20 protein-coding genes and 1 pseudogene are annotated in these 17358 nt (G+C 58.5%); 12 read left to right on the plus strand and 9 right to left on the minus strand.

From position 1 onward, the window contains the following. Positions 1 to 2: 2 nt before the first annotated feature. Positions 3 to 455, minus strand: coding sequence for a DNA-binding protein (locus APR53_09860; protein KQC04598.1), 453 nt, complete (start codon positions 453 to 455; stop codon positions 3 to 5). A 133-nt stretch (positions 456 to 588) separates the two neighbouring features. Between APR53_09860 and APR53_09865 the strand changes: the two genes are divergently transcribed. The 6 genes from APR53_09865 (at position 589) to APR53_09890 (ending at position 4493) form a co-directional block, all read left to right on the plus strand. Further along, the gene (locus APR53_09865) at positions 589 to 975 is read left to right on the plus strand and encodes a hypothetical protein (GenBank protein KQC04633.1); all 387 of its coding nucleotides are present in this window, start codon (positions 589 to 591) and stop codon (positions 973 to 975) included. 81 nt (positions 976 to 1056) lie between these two features. Further along, positions 1057 to 2265: a hypothetical protein gene (locus tag APR53_09870; GenBank protein KQC04634.1), complete on the plus strand. Its 1209-nt coding sequence runs from the start codon at positions 1057 to 1059 to the stop codon at positions 2263 to 2265. Further along, entirely contained in the window at positions 2228 to 2902 is a 675-nt protein-coding gene (locus tag APR53_09875) for a hypothetical protein (GenBank protein ID KQC04599.1), read from the plus strand. The genes APR53_09870 and APR53_09875 overlap by 38 nt, the downstream gene beginning before the upstream one ends. Before the next feature lie 130 nt (positions 2903 to 3032). Next, positions 3033 to 3776 carry an adenylyltransferase gene (locus APR53_09880; protein KQC04635.1) on the plus strand — a complete coding sequence of 248 codons (744 nt, stop codon included), beginning with the start codon at positions 3033 to 3035 and terminating at the stop codon, positions 3774 to 3776. Then, complete coding sequence (locus tag APR53_09885) at positions 3760 to 4071, plus strand: hypothetical protein (GenBank protein KQC04600.1); 312 nt, start codon at positions 3760 to 3762, stop codon at positions 4069 to 4071. The genes APR53_09880 and APR53_09885 overlap by 17 nt, the downstream gene beginning before the upstream one ends. 20 nt (positions 4072 to 4091) lie before the next feature. Beyond that, positions 4092 to 4493 (plus strand): molybdopterin biosynthesis protein MoeE, encoded by a 402-nt coding sequence (locus APR53_09890; protein ID KQC04636.1) that lies wholly within the window; start codon positions 4092 to 4094, stop codon positions 4491 to 4493. 74 nt (positions 4494 to 4567) lie between these two features. Here the strand turns inward: APR53_09890 and APR53_09895 are convergent, their stop codons facing one another. The 4 genes from APR53_09895 to APR53_09910 form a co-directional block, all read right to left on the minus strand. Beyond that, on the minus strand, positions 4568 to 6052 hold the full coding sequence (locus APR53_09895) for a glutamate synthase (protein KQC04601.1): 1485 nt from the start codon (positions 6050 to 6052) through the stop codon (positions 4568 to 4570). A gap of 134 nt (positions 6053 to 6186) precedes the next feature. Further along, on the minus strand, positions 6187 to 7056 hold the full coding sequence (locus APR53_09900) for a hypothetical protein (GenBank protein ID KQC04602.1): 870 nt from the start codon (positions 7054 to 7056) through the stop codon (positions 6187 to 6189). Positions 7057 to 7086: 30 nt separating this feature from the next. Continuing rightward, entirely contained in the window at positions 7087 to 7623 is a 537-nt protein-coding gene (locus APR53_09905) for a PBS lyase (protein ID KQC04637.1), read from the minus strand. A 70-nt stretch (positions 7624 to 7693) separates the two neighbouring features. Then, the gene (locus APR53_09910) at positions 7694 to 9142 is read right to left on the minus strand and encodes a sodium:calcium symporter (GenBank protein ID KQC04638.1); all 1449 of its coding nucleotides are present in this window, start codon (positions 9140 to 9142) and stop codon (positions 7694 to 7696) included. Positions 9143 to 9312: 170 nt separating this feature from the next. Here APR53_09910 and APR53_09915 point away from each other — a divergent pair, with 170 nt between their 5' ends. Then, positions 9313 to 10431, plus strand: coding sequence for a radical SAM/SPASM domain-containing protein (locus tag APR53_09915; GenBank protein KQC04603.1), 1119 nt, complete (start codon positions 9313 to 9315; stop codon positions 10429 to 10431). A 14-nt stretch (positions 10432 to 10445) separates the two neighbouring features. Here the strand turns inward: APR53_09915 and APR53_09920 are convergent, their stop codons facing one another. The 3 genes from APR53_09920 to APR53_09930 form a co-directional block, all read right to left on the minus strand. Then, on the minus strand, positions 10446 to 11060 hold the full coding sequence (locus APR53_09920) for a lysine transporter LysE (protein KQC04604.1): 615 nt from the start codon (positions 11058 to 11060) through the stop codon (positions 10446 to 10448). A 45-nt stretch (positions 11061 to 11105) separates the two neighbouring features. Continuing rightward, entirely contained in the window at positions 11106 to 11477 is a 372-nt protein-coding gene (locus APR53_09925) for a hypothetical protein (protein KQC04605.1), read from the minus strand. Positions 11478 to 11603: 126 nt separating this feature from the next. Further along, positions 11604 to 12443: a hypothetical protein gene (locus APR53_09930; GenBank protein KQC04606.1), complete on the minus strand. Its 840-nt coding sequence runs from the start codon at positions 12441 to 12443 to the stop codon at positions 11604 to 11606. A 107-nt stretch (positions 12444 to 12550) separates the two neighbouring features. Between APR53_09930 and APR53_09935 the strand changes: the two genes are divergently transcribed. After that, a complete protein-coding gene (locus APR53_09935) occupies positions 12551 to 12829 on the plus strand; it encodes a hypothetical protein (protein KQC04639.1) in 279 nt (92 codons plus the stop codon). Positions 12830 to 12893: 64 nt separating this feature from the next. Then, entirely contained in the window at positions 12894 to 14078 is a 1185-nt protein-coding gene (locus APR53_09940; GenBank protein ID KQC04607.1) for a phosphohydrolase, read from the plus strand. Positions 14079 to 14095: 17 nt separating this feature from the next. Here the strand turns inward: APR53_09940 and APR53_09945 are convergent, their stop codons facing one another. Beyond that, positions 14096 to 15943, minus strand: a complete 1848-nt coding sequence (locus APR53_09945; GenBank protein KQC04608.1) for a hypothetical protein — start codon at positions 15941 to 15943, stop codon at positions 14096 to 14098. Between the two features lie 207 nt (positions 15944 to 16150). Here APR53_09945 and APR53_09950 point away from each other — a divergent pair, with 207 nt between their 5' ends. The 3 genes and pseudogenes from APR53_09950 to APR53_09960 all read left to right on the plus strand — a co-directional run bounded on the left by APR53_09950 (position 16151) and on the right by APR53_09960 (position 17299). Then, positions 16151 to 16393 (plus strand): hypothetical protein, encoded by a 243-nt coding sequence (locus tag APR53_09950; protein KQC04609.1) that lies wholly within the window; start codon positions 16151 to 16153, stop codon positions 16391 to 16393. Between the two features lie 39 nt (positions 16394 to 16432). After that, positions 16433 to 16840 (plus strand): annotated as a pseudogene (locus tag APR53_09955). A gap of 78 nt (positions 16841 to 16918) precedes the next feature. Next, positions 16919 to 17299 (plus strand): tRNA-Thr(GGU) m(6)t(6)A37 methyltransferase TsaA, encoded by a 381-nt coding sequence (locus APR53_09960; protein ID KQC04640.1) that lies wholly within the window; start codon positions 16919 to 16921, stop codon positions 17297 to 17299. The last annotated feature ends 59 nt before the right edge of the window (positions 17300 to 17358 follow it).

The raw sequence follows: 17358 nt of genomic DNA on the forward strand, positions 1-17358 counted from the left end.
TCTTACAACACCTTTTCTTCGCAGAAGACCGGAAGGGTGACGCCCGTCCGTTCGTCGAGTTCGCGGACGGCGTTGATTCCCACAAGTTCGGTGATGATCGCCTCCACCACGAGATAGGTGCGTGCCGTTTCTCTGATGCACCCGGTCCGGGTCTCCCTGCCCCGTCCGGTTGCGGCGTGGAGGTGAATGGCCGGCCCCTGCACGCCGGGGTATACAGTTCCGAATCCGAGCAGTTCCGAACCGCCGGCTATCTCTTCCCGCATCGGTACGGGAGGCAGAACCGGCTCGCGCGGGCCGGTGACCATCATACCCCCCCGGAGCGCACCGATGATCTGGATGACGGCCGCAGATACCCCTGTTTCGACAAGGAAATCGCCGAGCACTTCAAGCATATCCTCTCCGTCGTCGATTCTCAGGACAAACACCCTGCCTGCCCTGCCCTCTGCATACTGCATATGTGTCACCGGTTGTTTTTTCACGCTTATAGATACCGCGGCAGGGAATGGTCAGGAGATCTTTTTTGGGAAATGGCGTCCAATAAGACAGATAGTCACATGAGATATGCCCATGACCCTCTTCCATCCGTCCATGACGCCCGAGGAAAAAATTGATGTCTTCAACTCGTGTGAATTCGCAGTAACGAACGGCATGCGAATCGAGAAGGCAGGGGAGAACGGGATCAGCGTGACCATGGATCCTGCCGGAAAGCTCAATCCGAACGGTACGATCCATGGCGGTGCAATCTTCTCCCTTGCCGACCAGGCGTTCGGGATCGCCGCGAATCTCGAGTCCGTCCCGGAAGTAGCCGTGTCCGCCTCGATCCAGTATCTGGCGCCGGCAACGGGAACACTTACGGCGGTTGCCGTGAAAGTGGAGGATTCGCCCGGCACATCGCTCTTCCGCGTCGAGGTCCTGGAGGGGTCGAGGCTCATTGCGGTATTTCACGGTACCGGGTTTAAAATTCGCAAAAAATGAGTGCGGATTTGTAATCCGTGAAAGATTAATTACTCATTGGAAAGAAACGGAACTACTGATAGCCGTCCGGGGATGATGGAGATGAAGCTGTCCGAATGCAAAAAGCACTACTGCGTGGAAACACAGCGTGCGGTCGCGCCCGAGGATACTCTCGCCCGGGCGGAGGCGGTGCTGCCGCGTGCGGGGATTACCCGGGTCGCAGATATCACGAACCTGGACAGGATCGGGATTCCGGTATTCTCGAGTATCCGTCCGACCGCTGAGAACGGCGCTATCTCCGTCTACAATGGAAAAGGGGCAACTCCTGTCGAAGCACGGGTCTCGGCAGTGATGGAGGGCATCGAGCGCTTCTCCGGGGAGCTGCATGATCATGCAATCATCCACGCACGCTACGGGGAGATTGTCCGGGAGCGATCCGTACTCGATCCCTCTGATCTCATCCTCCCTCCCGGCGCAGATCCGAACGCGACCCTGCCGTGGGTCAAGGGCTGGGATATCCTTCGGGACGAGGAGATACTCGTGCCCGCCCACGCCGTTTTTCATCCCCTGAATCATGAAAGCCGGCTGTTCCGGACAAATACAAACGGCCTCGCATCCGGAAATACCCGGGAAGAGGCGGTCTTTCACGCACTCATGGAAGTGATCGAGCGTGACGCATGGTCGCTTGTCGAGGCGACCCGGAATACCGGGCCGCTTGTAACGGGGATTTCCGGGGGCCTCGGTGCCGACCTGCTGCACCGTTTCACCGACGCGTCGGTGGACGTAGTCATCAAGGATATTACGAGCGACATCGGCATCCCGACAATCGCTGCGGTGGCGGACGACGTGCTCCTCAGGGATCCCTCCCTCCTGACCATCGGGATGGGAAGCCACACAAATGCGGGCATCGCGCTCCTCCGGGCCCTTACGGAGGTGGCGCAGAGCAGGCTGACGCAGATTCACGGCGCCCGGGAGGATGCAACCGAGGCCTCTTTCAGGAAACAGCTCGGATACGAACGCACGAAACGGATGAACCGGTACTGGTTCAACGGCAGCGGTGAAGTCAGGTTCGATGAGATCTCCTCCTTTGACAGCGACGACTTTCTCACCGACATCAGGCACGTTGTCAGCGCACTCGGCCGTGCGGGGCTTCACCGCGTCATCGCGGTGGACCTGACACGGGAAGAGATCGGCATTCCGGTGGTCCGCGTTATCGTCCCCGGGCTCGAAGTCTATGCTGTTGACAAGGACCGGATGGGGGAGCGGTGCAGGAATGCACGAAGTCGTCGTATTTCTCGGCCCGAGCCTTGATCCTGTCCGTGCGCGTGCGATACTCCGCGCCCGCTACTGTCCTCCCGTGAAACGCGGCGACGTCACGCGGGCGGTGGCGGAGGGCGCCCGGATAATCGGGATTATCGACGGCGTTTTCTTCCAGGACTGCTCGGTCGGCCATCGCGAGATCCTTGCCGCACTCCGGGCGGGTGTATCGGTTGTCGGTGCATCGAGCATGGGGGCACTCCGTGCTGCAGAGCTCGACAGCCTCGGCATGGAGGGGGTTGGTGCGGTCTATGAAGCGTACCGGAGCGGCGAACTGGTCGCGGATGATGAAGTGGCGCTGATCTTCGATCCGGAGACGTACAAGCCCCTCTCCGAACCGCTCGTCAATATCAGGAGCACGCTTGCCGAGGCCGAAACACAGGGTGTTATCGACCGTCACGCCGCCGGTGTCCTTCTGTCGGCAGCACAATCCCTGTATTTTCCCGAACGCACCTATGAGGCTGTATGCGACCTGGCCCGCACCTCGCTTTCCCCGGAAGTAATTGCAGGATTTCGTGCATTTGCCGCATCGGGTGCCATCGACCGGAAGCGAAAAGATGCCGAGGCGGCACTCCTCCGGATTCGGGAAATTGCGCGGGAAAAGGGGATCGATGACGAACCGCACGATTGAGCGGAAAGAAAAAATCCTGAAAACTGATGTCCGAAACGAGGGTATACACTATCACAATCCTTAACTCGTGCCGAAAATCACTCTTATTCTGCTCCGGGGGTGCGGTGAGCCCGGACACCGGCAGAAAGATATGCGGGAGGTGAAGAGAGTGGCTGACAAGGAACGGTACCTGCGGCAGGTGCCGGTGATTGGCGAGGATGGACAAAAATCCCTCTCAGAGGCGCTGGTAGTCATTGCAGGTGCAGGCGGACTCGGATCGCCGGTTGCGATCTATCTTGCCGCTGCCGGTGTCGGCTGTCTCCGCATCATCGACCGCGACGTCGTTGAGCGTACGAATCTCAACCGGCAGGTAATCCACTGGGAGCGGGACATCGGGAGGAATAAAACCGCTTCGGCGGAGGAAAAAATCATCGCAATGAACCCTGATGTCAGTATTGACTCCCGCCCCCTCGCTATCGATGCGGAGAATGCAGCCGATCTCGTCCGGGGAGCGGATATCATTGTGGACGCGACGGATAATTTTGCAGTGAGGTACGCGCTCAACCGTGCCGCATGCGACAACAACATCCCCCTTGTCCACGGTGCAATACGCGGATTCGACGGGCAGGTCACGACGATTATCCCGGGAAAAACCGCCTGTCTCCGGTGCACCTTTCCGGAACCGCCTCCCGAGGAGGTCACTCCCGTATTCGGGACGACCGCGGGGATCATCGGCCTGATCCAGGCGAACGAGGTGGCAAAGTACCTGACAGGCGCCGGCTCTCTGCTCGAAAACCGGCTCATGCTCTGGAACGGGCGGTCGACGAAACTGTATGAGATGCCCCTTGCCCGCGATCCGGCGTGCAGGGACTGCGGCGATGCCGGAAAGAAATAAACGAGGGAATAACGTGATAAAAATACGAATTCGGGCATTTGCACGGTTCAGGGAGATATTCGGGGAAGAGACGGAGCTCTCGGTCCCGGACGGAACGACGCTTGCGGGTGCGCTGGCAGAGTTCGCGGCACGTTCGCCGGAAGGGCGGGGGGCCCTGTACGAACCGGGAGGAGCCCTGCACCGCTATGTCGTACTGATGAAAAACGGCGCACGCATCGGCCATGCGTCAGCCGGCGCGGATGTGCTCAGGGAAGGGGACGAGCTCGTCGTCTACCCTCCGGTTGCGGGCGGATGAAGAGGCAGGAGCATACGGGAATGATTGGACTTACCACCGAACCGATTGATGCGGGGAAGATGATTGAAGCCGCCAAACAGCGGAATGTCGGAGGAATTGTCGCTTTTGTCGGCACGGTCCGGGACGACGGTATCGAGTCACTGGAACTGGAGGTCTTTGAAGAAGTGGCGCAGTCGGATCTTCTCCGGATTGCCGGGGAGGCCGAGACAATGTTCGGGCTTTCCTCCGTGGACATCCTGCACCGTTTCGGAAACCTTGCTCTGGGCGAAACGATCGTGGTTATCGTCGCCGCTGCCGCCCACCGGAAAGAGGCATTCCTCGGCTGCGAGTACATTATCGACCGGATCAAGGAATATGTACCGATCTGGAAGAAAGAGTACCGTTCCGACGGTACGCGCTGGGTTGAGGGGCATGCGCCCTGATGGGGGATCCGGGGCGATTGTAAGAATGAAATCAGGGAATGAAGCCGGGCGGAGTCGCCGGGCGTCTCCCCTTTTCACACGTGTCCGATTGTCGTATGCCCCGAGATTTCCGAGTTTACCGTGCAGAGATCAGATACCGTGAGCCCGTGGACGTCGCGGTTGCCGGTCAGGCGTGCGAAGTCCTTCAGCTCCTCGGTTGATACCCGGAGAAAATGCTCGAGTTTCCGGGCCGATATGGTAACCTCAAGGCGTTTCCTGAGATCCGGATTTTGGGTGGCCACTCCGACGGGGCATGTGCCGGTGCTGCAGAGACGGTACTGCTGGCAGGCACATGCCATCAGTGCGGCGGTGCCGATGGCGACTGCATCCGCACCAAGGGCAAGCGCCTTCGCGAAATCGGAGGATATGCGGAGACCGCCGGTGATGACGAGAGAAATATTCGGGAGCCCCCGCTCGTCGAGGAACCGCCGGGCCCGGTAAAGAGCAAAAATGGTGGGTATTCCGGTGGCATCCTTGACAGACTTCGGGGAGGCCCCCGTACCCCCGGGCCGCCCGTCGATCGTGATGAAATCGGGCTCTGCAAAGACCGCGACCTCCATATCCTGCTCGATATTCCCTGCGGCAAACTTGATCCCGATCGGCCTGCCCCCCGACATCTCCCGCAGCCATGCCACTTTCCGCTTCAGGTCGTCCGGTGTCAGGATATCCTCAAAATGTGCGGGGCTGACAATGTCGTGGCCTTCGGGAAATCCCCTGAGGGCGGCTATCTCCGGTGTAACCTTCTCGGCCGGGAGATGCCCCCCCATGCCGGGTTTGGTTGACTGACCGATCTTGATTTCGATGGCATCGGCCGAAGCGAGATTTTCCGGTGTGACGGAATAGCGGTTCGGGACGTATTCGAAAATATAACGGTGAGCCGCTTCCCGCTCCTCCTCAAGAATTCCCCCCTCTCCCGATCCGATCGCCGTTTGCACCGCGGCACTCCCGCCTGCCAGAGCGAGTTTCACTTCGCGGGAAAGTGCGCCGAATGACATGTGGGTCACATAAATCGGCGTCTCGATGACAAGCGGCCGTGCGGCAGCAGGGCCGATAACGGTCCGGGAGGTGACGGGTTCGTCGGGGTTGAGCGGAAGTTTTGCTAGCTGGGCACCTTTTATCAGGATATCATCCCAGGATATGACGGGTTTTCTGGTCCGCATCGGTTCGATGATCGCAGCTCCCGTTGCGGAGATGGTGTGAATCGCCGCCATTTCCGTCTCGGTGCTGTCTGATTCACGCCTCCACTCGCCCAAGTACCCGGCGAGATCCGCTTTCTCCGCATACGATATCATGATTGCGTGTTTCGCACCGCAGACGGGGCAGGTGATCTCCTGTTCGGAGCTTACCCTATGCACCGCTTTCTCCGGTTTCAGGTGCATTTTATCGGACGAGCAGATCGGGCATGCCCATGATTGGGGGAACCGGTCCGGTTCGGTTCCGGGAGGGATGCCCAGAAGGGAGTTCCCCCGTTCGGAATCGTATTCAAATACATTGCAGACATCACAGCGGTACAGTACCATGGCTTCTCACCCGACATCTTCCGAAAATCTGGAGTTCTGGTTCTCTCCTGACAACACACCGGAATATCACGGTATTTTCACCCTATGAATATACCTGATCGACGTGTCCTGTAAAAAGGTGATCGAAAAACGCTTCAGAGCGGGCGGTGCGTGCCGTCCCGTGCCATCATGAGCGCACCCGCGTGAAGTGCGGCGAGGCCGCCGGCATGAAACGGGGGCGATGTGACCCGGAGACACCGGTGCAGGGGATCGAGCTTCTCGACGATCGAGAGGGCCAGCACCTCAAGCCTCCAGTCACAGAGGGCAACAAGGCGTCCCTCCCATGCCCCAGTGGAAAATGTCTCCGGAATATTTCCGAAAATGCCGATGTCGTCCAATGAAAGCTCCGAAGAGTGAGCATTGGCAAAATAGTCGCTGAACAGTTTTTCACGATTCCGTGCACGTTCAATCTGCGATCGGATCCGGATACCTTCGGGCACAGGGAAACGGTGCAGTTCCATCGTGGGATGATGGCGGAACGTGCGAAGAACGGGTTCGATCTCCCGGCCCCGCTGCAGGGCAACGAGATGGCAGGGCTGCAGCATATCGATCATGGCGACATGAAAGGCCTCGGCTGCCGTGCCGATGGCATACCCGGGAGAATCTATGATGATGGTGCCGGCTCCGAGCTCACGTGCCCGGTCATACAGCCTGCGTGTGGCGGAAAGGAACACCGGAACATGTCCGCGGGGGGAGGTCGATCCCGCAAACCGGAGGTGGACGGCCGAAGGGTGTGTGGAAGTGCCGGCAAAAGTGGCGAGGCCGATTGTGGCAGGCGGTCCCACCGAGGATTGTCCCGGATCCGTGTCGATGAGCGCTGCCGGCAGTCGTGGTGCAAGCGATTCGATCAGATACCGGCATAACGTGCTTTTTCCCCTGTCCGTCGCTCCGACGACATAGACCGTACTTCCTCCGGCCGCAGCAATCAGCCCTGCGAGGGTCTTCCATTCCGGGGGTACATACATCCTCCTCTCCCGCCCCTGTCCTGCAGCGATTCACTCCGGTGGAATCCCGATAAGCCTCAGGGCCGCCCGGGCCGCAGCCCGGACATCCGGCTCATCATCATTCAGAGCGGCCCGGAGGGCGCGCTCTGCCCGTACATTCCCTATTTTACCGAGCGCTTCGGCAACAGTGACGCGTACATCCTTTTTCGGATCCGAGAGAAGCGCGCTGAGCGGCTCGACGGCACGGGTTTCTTCAAGCTCGCCAAGGGCCCACGCCGATCCCTGCCTGACCCATCGATCCGGTCGTCCGAGCACGGCGATCAGGGCGGAGGCGGCCCGTGCATCCTTCAGGGTGCCGAGCGCCCGGGCCGCTACCCACTGGACGTCATTCTCGGGATCGTCAAGACAGGCGATGAGCGGCTCCAGTGCCTTCGGATCACCGATATGTCCGAGCGCCTCTGCTGCCTTCACACGATACGGGATGGATTCGTGTTTGAGCTGCGCAACCAAAATCCTGAAATTTTCTTCCTGACGTTTCGTCCGGTCCGCCATCACCCGGGCCGTCGGATCCGTCTCCCGCCGGTGCATGACCAGTATGGGGTGAAGCGGAATATTAAAAGTGAGCGGACGGGGCACGGCAGTCCCCGGGGTGCCGGCGTTACCGCCATCCGCGGAGATGGGGGGGAATCCTGCATCCCTTCAGGCGGCAGAAGGCGAGAATGATGACAATGAGCATGGCAAATATAATGAGGGCGCCTGTACCCTGCAACAGGCTTCCGATTGACTCCGTGCCGGGTATGAAACGCCATCCTGCGAAATCAACCCCGGAGAGGAGCCGTGCTGCGGTCGTTACGATGAGGACGGCGGGGATAATATAGCGGCACATGAGCCAGACCAGCCGCAGCCACACACCTCCGCCGTCAATCTGGGAACCGAGTGCAGTGCGGGGTATGAACCACGTGAAGATAACGGCAATCAGGAACGCCGAAACCGGCAGGCCGAGCTCACCCACCGTTTCATCCATAAAATCAAGTATCCGGATATCGTCGAACCTCAGCCCGAGGGCGCTGTAGCTGAGTGCCGACGGCATGCCCGCAATCATAACGAGGGCGGTGAGAAGCGCTGCGATGATGCGCCGCGAAAGCCCTGTGGCTTCACGGATTGCCGCGACGGTTACTTCCAGCATCGATACCGCCGAGGTCAGGCCTGCGAAAAAGAGGACAAGGAAAAACAGAATTCCGAGCAGATATCCGCCCGGCATCAGGGCAAAGGCCTTTGGGAGCGTCGAAAAAGCCAGTTCTGCCCCGATTGTCGGTTCAAGCCCGAATGTAAAGACGATTGGAAAAATCACGGCGCCTGCCATCAGTGCGACGACGAGGTCGGCAACGGTGATAATGATTGCCGAATAGGGAATAACGGTTTCCCTGTCCATGTACGCCCCGTAGGTGATCAGGATTCCTTCCCCGACGGAAAGTGAAAAGAACGCCTGTCCGAAAGCCGCACTCCAGATCAGGGGATTTGCGAGGACGGAAAAATCCGGAGAGAGAAAAAAGGTGATTCCTTCCGCAAATCCCGGCAATGTCGTGGCGTAGACTGCCATCAGCGCAAGAATGCCGACGCAGAAAGGAATCATGACGGTTGAGATCTTCTCTATTCCCTTCCGAACCCCTGCAGACACGACAACGCCGGTGACGGCAGCCGTCATGATGAAATAGAGCACCGGTTCGTAACTGCCGGTGAAGCGGGCAAAGGACTCTATCTGCCCCGAAGCGGAGGAGACGACATAGGCAAGCGTCCAGCCGGTGATGACCAGGTAGTAACTGAGAATGAGGAAGACCGTTGCACAGAGCAGCCACCCGATGACGTTGAAGCGTGGCCGGACATTTTTAAACGCGGAGACGACGGTTGCCCGGAAGTGCCGGCCCATGGAGAGTTCCAGCATCATCAGCGGCATGGCAAAGAGGAAGACCGCGATCAGGTACGGTATGAGGTATGCTCCGCCCCCGTTCTGGCCGAGGACCGCTGAAAAGCGCCAGATGTTGCCGATTCCGACCGCAGAGCCGATTGCGGCGAGAATAAACCCGAAACGTGATGACCAGAGCTCCATGCCGCTTCCTCTCAGTTCCTCCGGTACTGCGCGCCATCCCATAATGATTTTCATGCGCCGTGGTGAAGCGCGCCCCGAAGGGCGGAGATGACGGCATATTCCCTGATCGGTACGTGGCGGCACCGTATCCTTAATCGCCATTCTCGCCAGATTACTGTAGAGATTCTCGCGTGAACTGGAACCTGATCATTACCGACGACTGCAACCTCTGCTGTACCTACTGCCGCGGAAAAATGTACGGAACCTGCCGGAGTACTGACCCCGGCATTGCCATCGACGATACTCCCCCTCCCGATCTCAGCGTCGATCCGGCGATCCTGTACAGTTTTCTGGCGCGGGATCCCGAGGCAACGCTGACGTTTTACGGCGGAGAACCACTGCTGCGGTCTGATCTGGTGGAGATGATTATTACGGAGGCGCCGGTGAAACGGTTTCTTCTCCACACAAACGGCATCTGCCTCCCCTCCCTCGATCCCGCGCTGGTGCAGAGGTTTGAAACCATTTTTGTATCTATCGACGGGCCCGAAGCGCTGACCGATCTGTACCGGGGACCGGGAACCTTCCGCCGTGCCATGGACGGTGTCCGTTATGCGGAGGATGCCGGTTTTACCGGTGAGCTGATTGCCCGGATGACCGTTGCCGAGGCTACCGACATCGAAGCGGCGGTCCGGTATCTTGCCGGAAACGAATCCTGTCCATTCTCGTCCATCCACTGGCAGATGGACGCAAATTTCTGGGATGATTTCGGATTGCGCTCCTTTGCACCCTGGGTCCATAACTCCTACAATCCGGGCATCAGGCGGCTCGTCCGCGCGTGGCTGGATATAATGCGGTCGGAAGGCCGTGTGCCGAAGTGGTATCCCTTCCTCGTGACGGCCGAAGATCTTCTGCTCGGGAAACAGAGTCCGCTTCGGTGCGGATCGGGCCACGCGAACTATACGATCATGACCGACGGCACCATCATACCCTGCCCGTGCATGATCGGAATGCGGGACTATTATCTCGGGCATATCGCCACTGCCGATCCGCGCGGACTGCCGACAGTACCGGTTGAGGGTGACTGCACTATCTGCAGCCTGTTCGAATTCTGCGGCGGCCGGTGCCTGTATTCAAACATACTCCGCCCGTGGCCCGATGAGGGGCGAAAGCTCGTACGCTGTACGGTTGAGAACCTTCAGGGGGCGATAAACGGAGTCCTGCCGGAAATACGCGCACTTATTAGCGAAGGGCGCATTGCATCAGCAGATTTTCATCATGAAAAATATCAGGGATGCGAAGTGATACCCTGATCCGGGGCTGCCTCCTAAAGGATGGCGGATCCCAGGTATGAGAGCCCGAATACCATCAGAAACACCGCGCAGGCAGTGAGAATCATCCGGTACGCAGGCGGGGAGAGGACACGCCCTCCTCTGCTAATTGCGGTGGATACAAATGTGAACCAACCGAGATCCGCCAGCCAGTGACCTGCCATAAAGGCACCGACAGAGGCGATGCCGCCTGAGAATGCATCCAGCAAAAAAACGCCCCCGATTGTCACCCACCACAGCCAGAAATACGGGTTTGATGCGCTCGTCATCGCTCCTGCGGCAAAAGGGCTCCCCGCGAGACCTGCCGTTTGCGGTTCAATCGCTGCATCACGGCTTTCTTTCAGCGTCAGGAGCCCGAATCCGACAAGTGCTATGCCACCGACACCGGAGATCAACCCGGTATACCGTGCTATGCCGGTTCCCGCGCCGGTGAGGATAATCAGGAAAATACCAGCCTCGACGGCGATGTGCCCCGAACTCACCCGCGGGCCTGCACGCCACCCGTCGTGGAGGGCGGCTCTGATCGTCGCAACCAGCGTCGGGCCGGGGGCAAGCGCTCCGGTCAGGCCGATTGCGAATCCGAGGATAAATATCTCGGAAAGTGCATGCATCTGCGGTACTATCCGGCCCCGGAGGATAAATCTCTATCCGGTTCTCTACGCCGAGTCGTCCCGTTCCATGATGCCGAATACGATGCCGCCCGGATCGGCGCAGTATGCAAGGTACCCGATACCGGGCACCGGTGTCCGTGGCATGACGACCTTGCCCCCGTGTTCCGCAACCGCCTCGATACATGCTTCGACGGACGGCACGCTGATGGTGGGGCAGAAGCCCGCGTTGCTCACCGTATCCTCTTTTCTGAGAATGGCGCCGTTGATGCCGGGTTCGCTCTCCGGCCCGGTTGTGCAAAGCCAGTAATCGCGTGGCCCGTTCCATTTCTCACTCTTCCATCCGAATACATTCCGGTAGAATTCCGCGGTCTTTTCCGGGTCATCGGCTGCCAGTTCAAAATGAATTACCCGTGGCATGATACATCCTCCTGCACCAGAATTCATCGGTTCGCAGGGATGCCCTGCCGGGACGGCCTGCGATCCGGTCGTGGATGGAGACTCATCGCCGGATTATATATACATTGCTGCATCTCCCTGCGCGCGTTACGGAACGCTGCGGCGCAGCCCCACACCCGTCTCCTGCAGGTTGATGAAATTCGCAAATGCAACCTGAGCACGCAGCCCGGTGCAGTGGCAGGCATGTACCTCTCCGGGAGCTATATCCGCGAGATATTCAGCGGTTTCGAGAATGCGATCGGGTGAGGCCTTATAAAGGTGCAGCCCCCCGATGACGTCCGCAATCCGGTCCTCGCCGGTGATCTGCATCGCATAGTCGATCACCGAGCAGATCCCTGCATGTGAGCATCCCGTCACGATCACGAGACCCTCCGGCGTAAGGAGTGCGAGCGCACTGTCATCCGGAATCCGGTCGTCAACCCAGCCCTCACGTGTCAGAAGCTTTCCGCGAGGTTTCCACGCCTCAAATGAAAAATTTCGCGGTATTTCGCCGAGGAACACGCACGATTCGGTGAGCCATACCGGGGCTGACGAGAGGGTGAGGTTGGTGCGCCCTGCAACGACATCTGCAGATATATCGCATCCGACATCACCCGCATCTTCCCGTACACGCCGGCTGAACACATCGGGATGTGCGACAACGGCCGGGCGCCGCGAGGCCCCGCCTTCCCAGTCGTTTTCGGCAAGGAGGTGGAGGAACGGGCTCATACCGCCCGTATGGTCGATGTGCCCGTGGGAGAGAACGAGATAATCGGTATCCTGAAGCGGGATGCCCATCCTGCATGCATTCCCGATAAAAACATCAGAATATCCTGTATCAAAGAGAATCCTGGCGTCGTTTTCTTCGATCCAGAGCGAAAATCCCGGTTCCGCGCGGAAATACCGATCAATCAGCGTGTTGTTGTCACAAAGGACGGTGTAGCGCATAACACGTCGATTTTTGTACGGCATGATGATAGTTGTTTGTTCCTATCGCACTCACTGCCCGGATGAAAACCGACACCTTAATAGTTAACCCCGTGAACTATTCTCTCATGCCTCCCGTTAACGCTGTGAACGATGTACCGGGATCTATCCCGCCATCTGCACAGGTTGTTCTCGGCCTCCTCGAAGATGGTCACTGCAAGACCTTCAAGGAAGTCGCACAGCAGGCAGACATCGCCCCCCGCACGGTGCGGTTTGCGATCAGACGGCTGAAAGATCACGGTCTGATCGTCGAAAAGTTCAATTTCCGGGATGCCCGGCAGATCCTGTACCAGATTAAGCACGTCCCCGCGGCAGCAGATGATTCTGCCATCGTCGGTCCCTGGTAATGTGGTCTTTCCGGACACCCATGCCGACACCCTTATGATTCCGTCCCTACGAAATTCTGGTACAATGGAACGGGACCGCGGGACTGCACGGCAGAGGATCCGGGAACAGGCGGACCGCCAGCGTGCGAAAACGGAATCGCTTCTGTCACCCTTTGCCCAGAAAAGCGAGGCTGCCGTCCGCCGTTTCAACCGTAAGGAGCCTGATGTCCGTTCCGCTTATTCCCGGGATGCCGATCGCATCCTTCACAGCCGGGCCTATACGCGCTATATCGACAAGACCCAGGTATTCTATCTTGTGCAGAACGATCACATCACTCACCGGGTGCTGCACGTCCAGCTTGTCTCAAAGATCGCCCGAACCATAGGGCGTGTGCTGCGCCTGAATGAGGATCTCATCGAAGCGATTGCCCTCGGACACGACATAGGGCATGCCCCGTACGGGCATGTCGGTGAAGACTGCCTCTCCCGCATCTGCAGGGATCAGGGCATCGGGGGATTTTTCCACAATGCCCAGAGTGTGGCGTTTCTGGACAGCATCGAGGATCAGGATCTGACACTCCAGGTGCTCGACGGCATCCTCTGTCATAACGGTGAATCAGGAGACACAGCGCTGGCCCCCGACCTCTGTGGCGGATTTGAAGCGTTCGATCGCCGCCTTGAGCGTGTGGCTGCGGGGGAGGATCTTCACCCCATAACCCTTGAAGGCTGTGTGGTGCGCATTGCCGATACAATCGCCTATAGCGGCAGGGATCTGGAGGATGCCCGCGAAGTCGGGTTGATCCGGGGTGATGACGAAGAGGGCTGGCACTGGACGCGTGTGCTGGGAACCGACAACGGCATGATAGTCGATACCCTGATCTGGGATTTGCTCCTGAACAGCGATTCAGACGGAAACCCGCACATTCGTTTCTCGGAAGATGTCGCCGGGGCACTCGCCGATCTCCGCCGGTTCAGCACCCTGAATATCTATGAAAATCCGAAACTCACCGCGGAACGGGGGAAGATAGACCGGATGTACCGGACACTCTTTGAGACCTGTCTTGAAGACGTAGTCAGGGAAAACACGGATTCACGCATATTCAAGGAGTTTATCGGGCAGGCATGGGTATCGCCGCGGTACCGGAAGAACGCCGACCCCGCGGAAATGGTCAGGGACTATATCGCGGGAATGACGGACCGGTATTTTGAAAAACGGTTCGAAGAGATTACAATGCCCCGGAAAATCGAAGGAGCGTTTCCCCGCACCTGAAAAAAAAGAGGACCGCCTCATTTTTCCGTGAGGTGCAGGTGGGCACGGTAGACATCATTTTTCGGATCAATGCCGAGGGCTTTTAAGAAACACTCTCTTGCCTCATCCGGGCGCCCGAGTGCAAGAAGTGCCGTCCCCTTGTTATCCCACGCTACGGCGAACCGCGGATTGACCTTGAGTGCCTTATAAAAAGACCCGATCCCTTCCTCATACCGCTTGAGCTCCATCAACGCCGTTCCCCTGTTATTCCAGCTGTCGATGTCATTGGGATTGATTTTCAATGCCCTGTCATAGGCATGTACCGCCTCCTCGTATCGGCCGATGCAGTCGAGTGCGTACCCCTTGTTGTACCAGGTGTCGGCATCAGTATCCTTGAGTGCAAGGGCCTTGTCATATGCACTGATCGCCTCCTCAAACTTCTCCTCCGTACTGAGCCGCCTTCCTGTGTTGTACCAATCCTCCGCGGTTTGACCGTTGACGGTCGGCTCTTCGCGGGGCTTCTCCTCTGCAGCCGCGGGCACTTCCGGCGGTTCTTCCGCCACCACCGGCTCCTCCCCTGCTTCTGTCAGGGTTTCGGAGGACGCCGGAAGTTCCTCAGGTTGCGACTCTTCTTCTCCCAGATCCACCTCGAGAAATGACGGTTGTTCGACCGGACGGCTTTCCGGTTCACGTTTCCGGGTCAGGAGATATGCCGCACCGCCGCCAACAACGAGGATGAGTGCCAGGACAGGCAGGAGCGGGAAGGAATCGCCGTTTGATTCCGCCGATGTAGTCCGGGAGGTGACGGAAGGTGTACTGGTGACGGTCTCCGGAACGGTCATCCCGGCTTCCGGTTCACTCGTCGCCGTGACGGCCGGTGATTCCGTGGGAAGAATTACGGGATAGACATAGGTGAGAGCGTCGGAAAGGGAGGCAAGCATGAACCGCAGGTCGTCCGCGACAGCGTATGCGAGGATATCTGCCGGGAGGGTCTGCTCCCATGCAATACTGCCGTCCGTATCGAAGAGCATGATCCTTTTTGAACTGCCGGCACTGATGTACCGGTCTCCTGCGAGAAACCCGACCTTGAACACATCGCTGTCGGCCTGATATTTCCATGCGAGGGTTTTGTCCTGTGTGAAGAGGTAGACATTGTCGTTGCTGCTCCCTGCGGCGATCAGGGTGCCGTCTTCCGTAATCGCGACTGACAGGATATCGGCGCCCGAGTTGTATTTCCATTTGAGAACGCCGTTTCTGTCGAAGAGGTAAACCGCATTGTCCAGGCTGCCCACCGCAACATATCCTCCGTTCATTGATGTTGCCACCGTGGAAATCGCATCCCCGGTATCATAGACCCATAATACGATTCCGTCCCTGTCGATGAGTGCCACCTTTCCGTCGGCCGAGCCGGCGGCAACATAATTTCCGCCGCTGGTCGCGTCCACCGTAAGGATATCGTCCTCACGCTCTACCGTCCAGACAGCCTCGCCGGCGAGATCATACAGGGTGACCGTGTTGTCCAGACTTCCGACCGCGACATACTCTCCACCGGAGGCGAAGGAGAGTGTAACGACGTCATCTGACTTTGTATATGACCATAATTTGGTCCCGTCAAGGCCGAAAAGCGATATCGTATTATCCGCACTGCCGACCGCCAGATATGCGGCGTCGGGTGAGAACTCCAGAGTGAGCACATCCCCGCCTGCCAGATAGGTCCAGAGGACCATTCCCTCCGTCGTAAATACGGTAACCGTGTCGTCAAGGCTCCCCGCGGCCCCGTAGAGACCGTCGGAGGATATATCTACAGATATGGCATCATTGCCTGAACGCAGGTTCCATGTGGATTCCGTGGCCGATACGGGGATGCAAAAAAGGATGAGAATCATTACACTTGCCAACATTACGGTGAAATGTTTCATGGGTTGATACCTCGGGGATAACCTCTCCGGTTCGTATGTAGAATCCTTTACTTAATCGGACTTAATAGCACCTGTTTATGGAAAGAAAAAGGATGGTGCTTTTCCGGATTTATGCCTGTCCGATCGGGAATCAGACGCTGATCTGCCGTCGCGGACGAATGGATCACCGAATGGGTGCCCTGCTCTCACAAAGCCTTTACGGAACTCTATGCGTGCGGCCCCCGCGGGGAGATCGGGATCCGTATCGATCCCATATATCGTGATGTCATAGCGGTGCTGCCCTCCGGCCGGCGGACACGGGCCGCTGTAGCCGATACGCCCGAAATTGTCCCCTGTATTCCCCTGACGGGAAATGACACCGCGTCCCTTTCCCGCATGCTCCCCCGGACGTGGTGTCGGGTGAGGCCGGCTGCATGAAACGGGACCCTTTTCTTATACCGTAACCCAGGTTACGCCATGAGCGATGACGGTCCCGTTCGGATCTATACAGACGGAGCTTCCCGTGGAAATCCCGGGGACGCGGCATGGGCGTACCTCGTCATTCGGGGTGATTCGGTTATCGCCAGGGATACGGGATTTATCGGAAAATGCACGAACAATCAGGCGGAATACATTGCGGTGATCACGGCGCTCGAAGCTGCCGTTGCGGCCGGATATTCCACGGTTTCGCTGTATTCCGACAGCGAACTTGTCATTCGGCAGGTCAAAGGGGAGTACCGGGTAAAGGCACCTTCCCTCGTACCGCTCATCAGACGGGTCAGGGAACTGGAGCAGAGGTTTCGGAGCATTTCGTTTCATTCGGTTCTCCGATGGGACAGCTTTATTGCAATCGCGGACCGGATGTGCAATGAGACCCTCGATGCACACGCCCGATCACACAGACACTCCGGCAGGTGCGGCGAGGCGCTGCCCCCGTCGTTTTCCCTGATTCCGATCGGGAGGATGCGGACACCCTTCCGGGCACGAAGCGATGCGCCCCGGCAGGGACGCGGTGCCGGGACTGTTGGTGAGATTCACATCGACGATGCCTATACTCCCGGCCTCGAGGGGATCGAGGCATGCCGCTACCTCATCGTACTCGCATGGTTTGACCGATCCGACAGGGCGGCCCTCACCGCCACGCCGCCGGGAACCGGGATTTCACGGGGTGTCTTCTCCACACGGTCACCCGATCGGCCGAACCCCGTGGGCATCGAATGTGTCGAGCTGATCGAACGGCGGGGAAACGTTCTGAAGGTTCGTGGGGTCGATGCGCTTGACGGAACACCGGTCATCGATATCAAGCCGTACTCTCCTGCCCTTGACGGCCCGGGTTGCAGGTGAACAACCCGGATTCCCCTGCGGCGGTCAATGCAAACATCTATACTTTTAATGATGCCCGC

Source organism: Methanoculleus sp. SDB (assembly GCA_001412355.1).
In the GTDB taxonomy this organism is placed as follows: domain Archaea; phylum Halobacteriota; class Methanomicrobia; order Methanomicrobiales; family Methanomicrobiaceae; genus LKUD01.

Excerpts from the sequence above, each read along its gene's own strand:
- APR53_09860 (KQC04598.1), bottom strand. The coding sequence starts at position 455 with ATGCAGTATGCAGAGGGCAGGGCAGGCAGGGTGTTTGTCCTGAGAATC.
- APR53_09865 (KQC04633.1), top strand. The coding sequence starts at position 589 with ATGACGCCCGAGGAAAAAATTGATGTCTTCAACTCGTGTGAATTCGCA.
- APR53_09870 (KQC04634.1), top strand. The coding sequence starts at position 1,057 with ATGAAGCTGTCCGAATGCAAAAAGCACTACTGCGTGGAAACACAGCGT.
- APR53_09875 (KQC04599.1), top strand. The coding sequence starts at position 2,228 with ATGCACGAAGTCGTCGTATTTCTCGGCCCGAGCCTTGATCCTGTCCGT.
- APR53_09880 (KQC04635.1), top strand. The coding sequence starts at position 3,033 with ATGCGGGAGGTGAAGAGAGTGGCTGACAAGGAACGGTACCTGCGGCAG.
- APR53_09885 (KQC04600.1), top strand. The coding sequence starts at position 3,760 with ATGCCGGAAAGAAATAAACGAGGGAATAACGTGATAAAAATACGAATT.
- APR53_09890 (KQC04636.1), top strand. The coding sequence starts at position 4,092 with ATGATTGGACTTACCACCGAACCGATTGATGCGGGGAAGATGATTGAA.
- APR53_09895 (KQC04601.1), bottom strand. The coding sequence starts at position 6,052 with ATGGTACTGTACCGCTGTGATGTCTGCAATGTATTTGAATACGATTCC.
- APR53_09900 (KQC04602.1), bottom strand. The coding sequence starts at position 7,056 with ATGTATGTACCCCCGGAATGGAAGACCCTCGCAGGGCTGATTGCTGCG.
- APR53_09905 (KQC04637.1), bottom strand. The coding sequence starts at position 7,623 with ATGCACCGGCGGGAGACGGATCCGACGGCCCGGGTGATGGCGGACCGG.
- APR53_09910 (KQC04638.1), bottom strand. The coding sequence starts at position 9,142 with ATGGAGCTCTGGTCATCACGTTTCGGGTTTATTCTCGCCGCAATCGGC.
- APR53_09920 (KQC04604.1), bottom strand. The coding sequence starts at position 11,060 with ATGCATGCACTTTCCGAGATATTTATCCTCGGATTCGCAATCGGCCTG.
- APR53_09925 (KQC04605.1), bottom strand. The coding sequence starts at position 11,477 with ATGCCACGGGTAATTCATTTTGAACTGGCAGCCGATGACCCGGAAAAG.
- APR53_09930 (KQC04606.1), bottom strand. The coding sequence starts at position 12,443 with ATGCGCTACACCGTCCTTTGTGACAACAACACGCTGATTGATCGGTAT.
- APR53_09935 (KQC04639.1), top strand. The coding sequence starts at position 12,551 with ATGCCTCCCGTTAACGCTGTGAACGATGTACCGGGATCTATCCCGCCA.
- APR53_09940 (KQC04607.1), top strand. The coding sequence starts at position 12,894 with ATGGAACGGGACCGCGGGACTGCACGGCAGAGGATCCGGGAACAGGCG.
- APR53_09945 (KQC04608.1), bottom strand. The coding sequence starts at position 15,943 with ATGATTCTCATCCTTTTTTGCATCCCCGTATCGGCCACGGAATCCACA.
- APR53_09960 (KQC04640.1), top strand. The coding sequence starts at position 16,919 with ATGCGGACACCCTTCCGGGCACGAAGCGATGCGCCCCGGCAGGGACGC.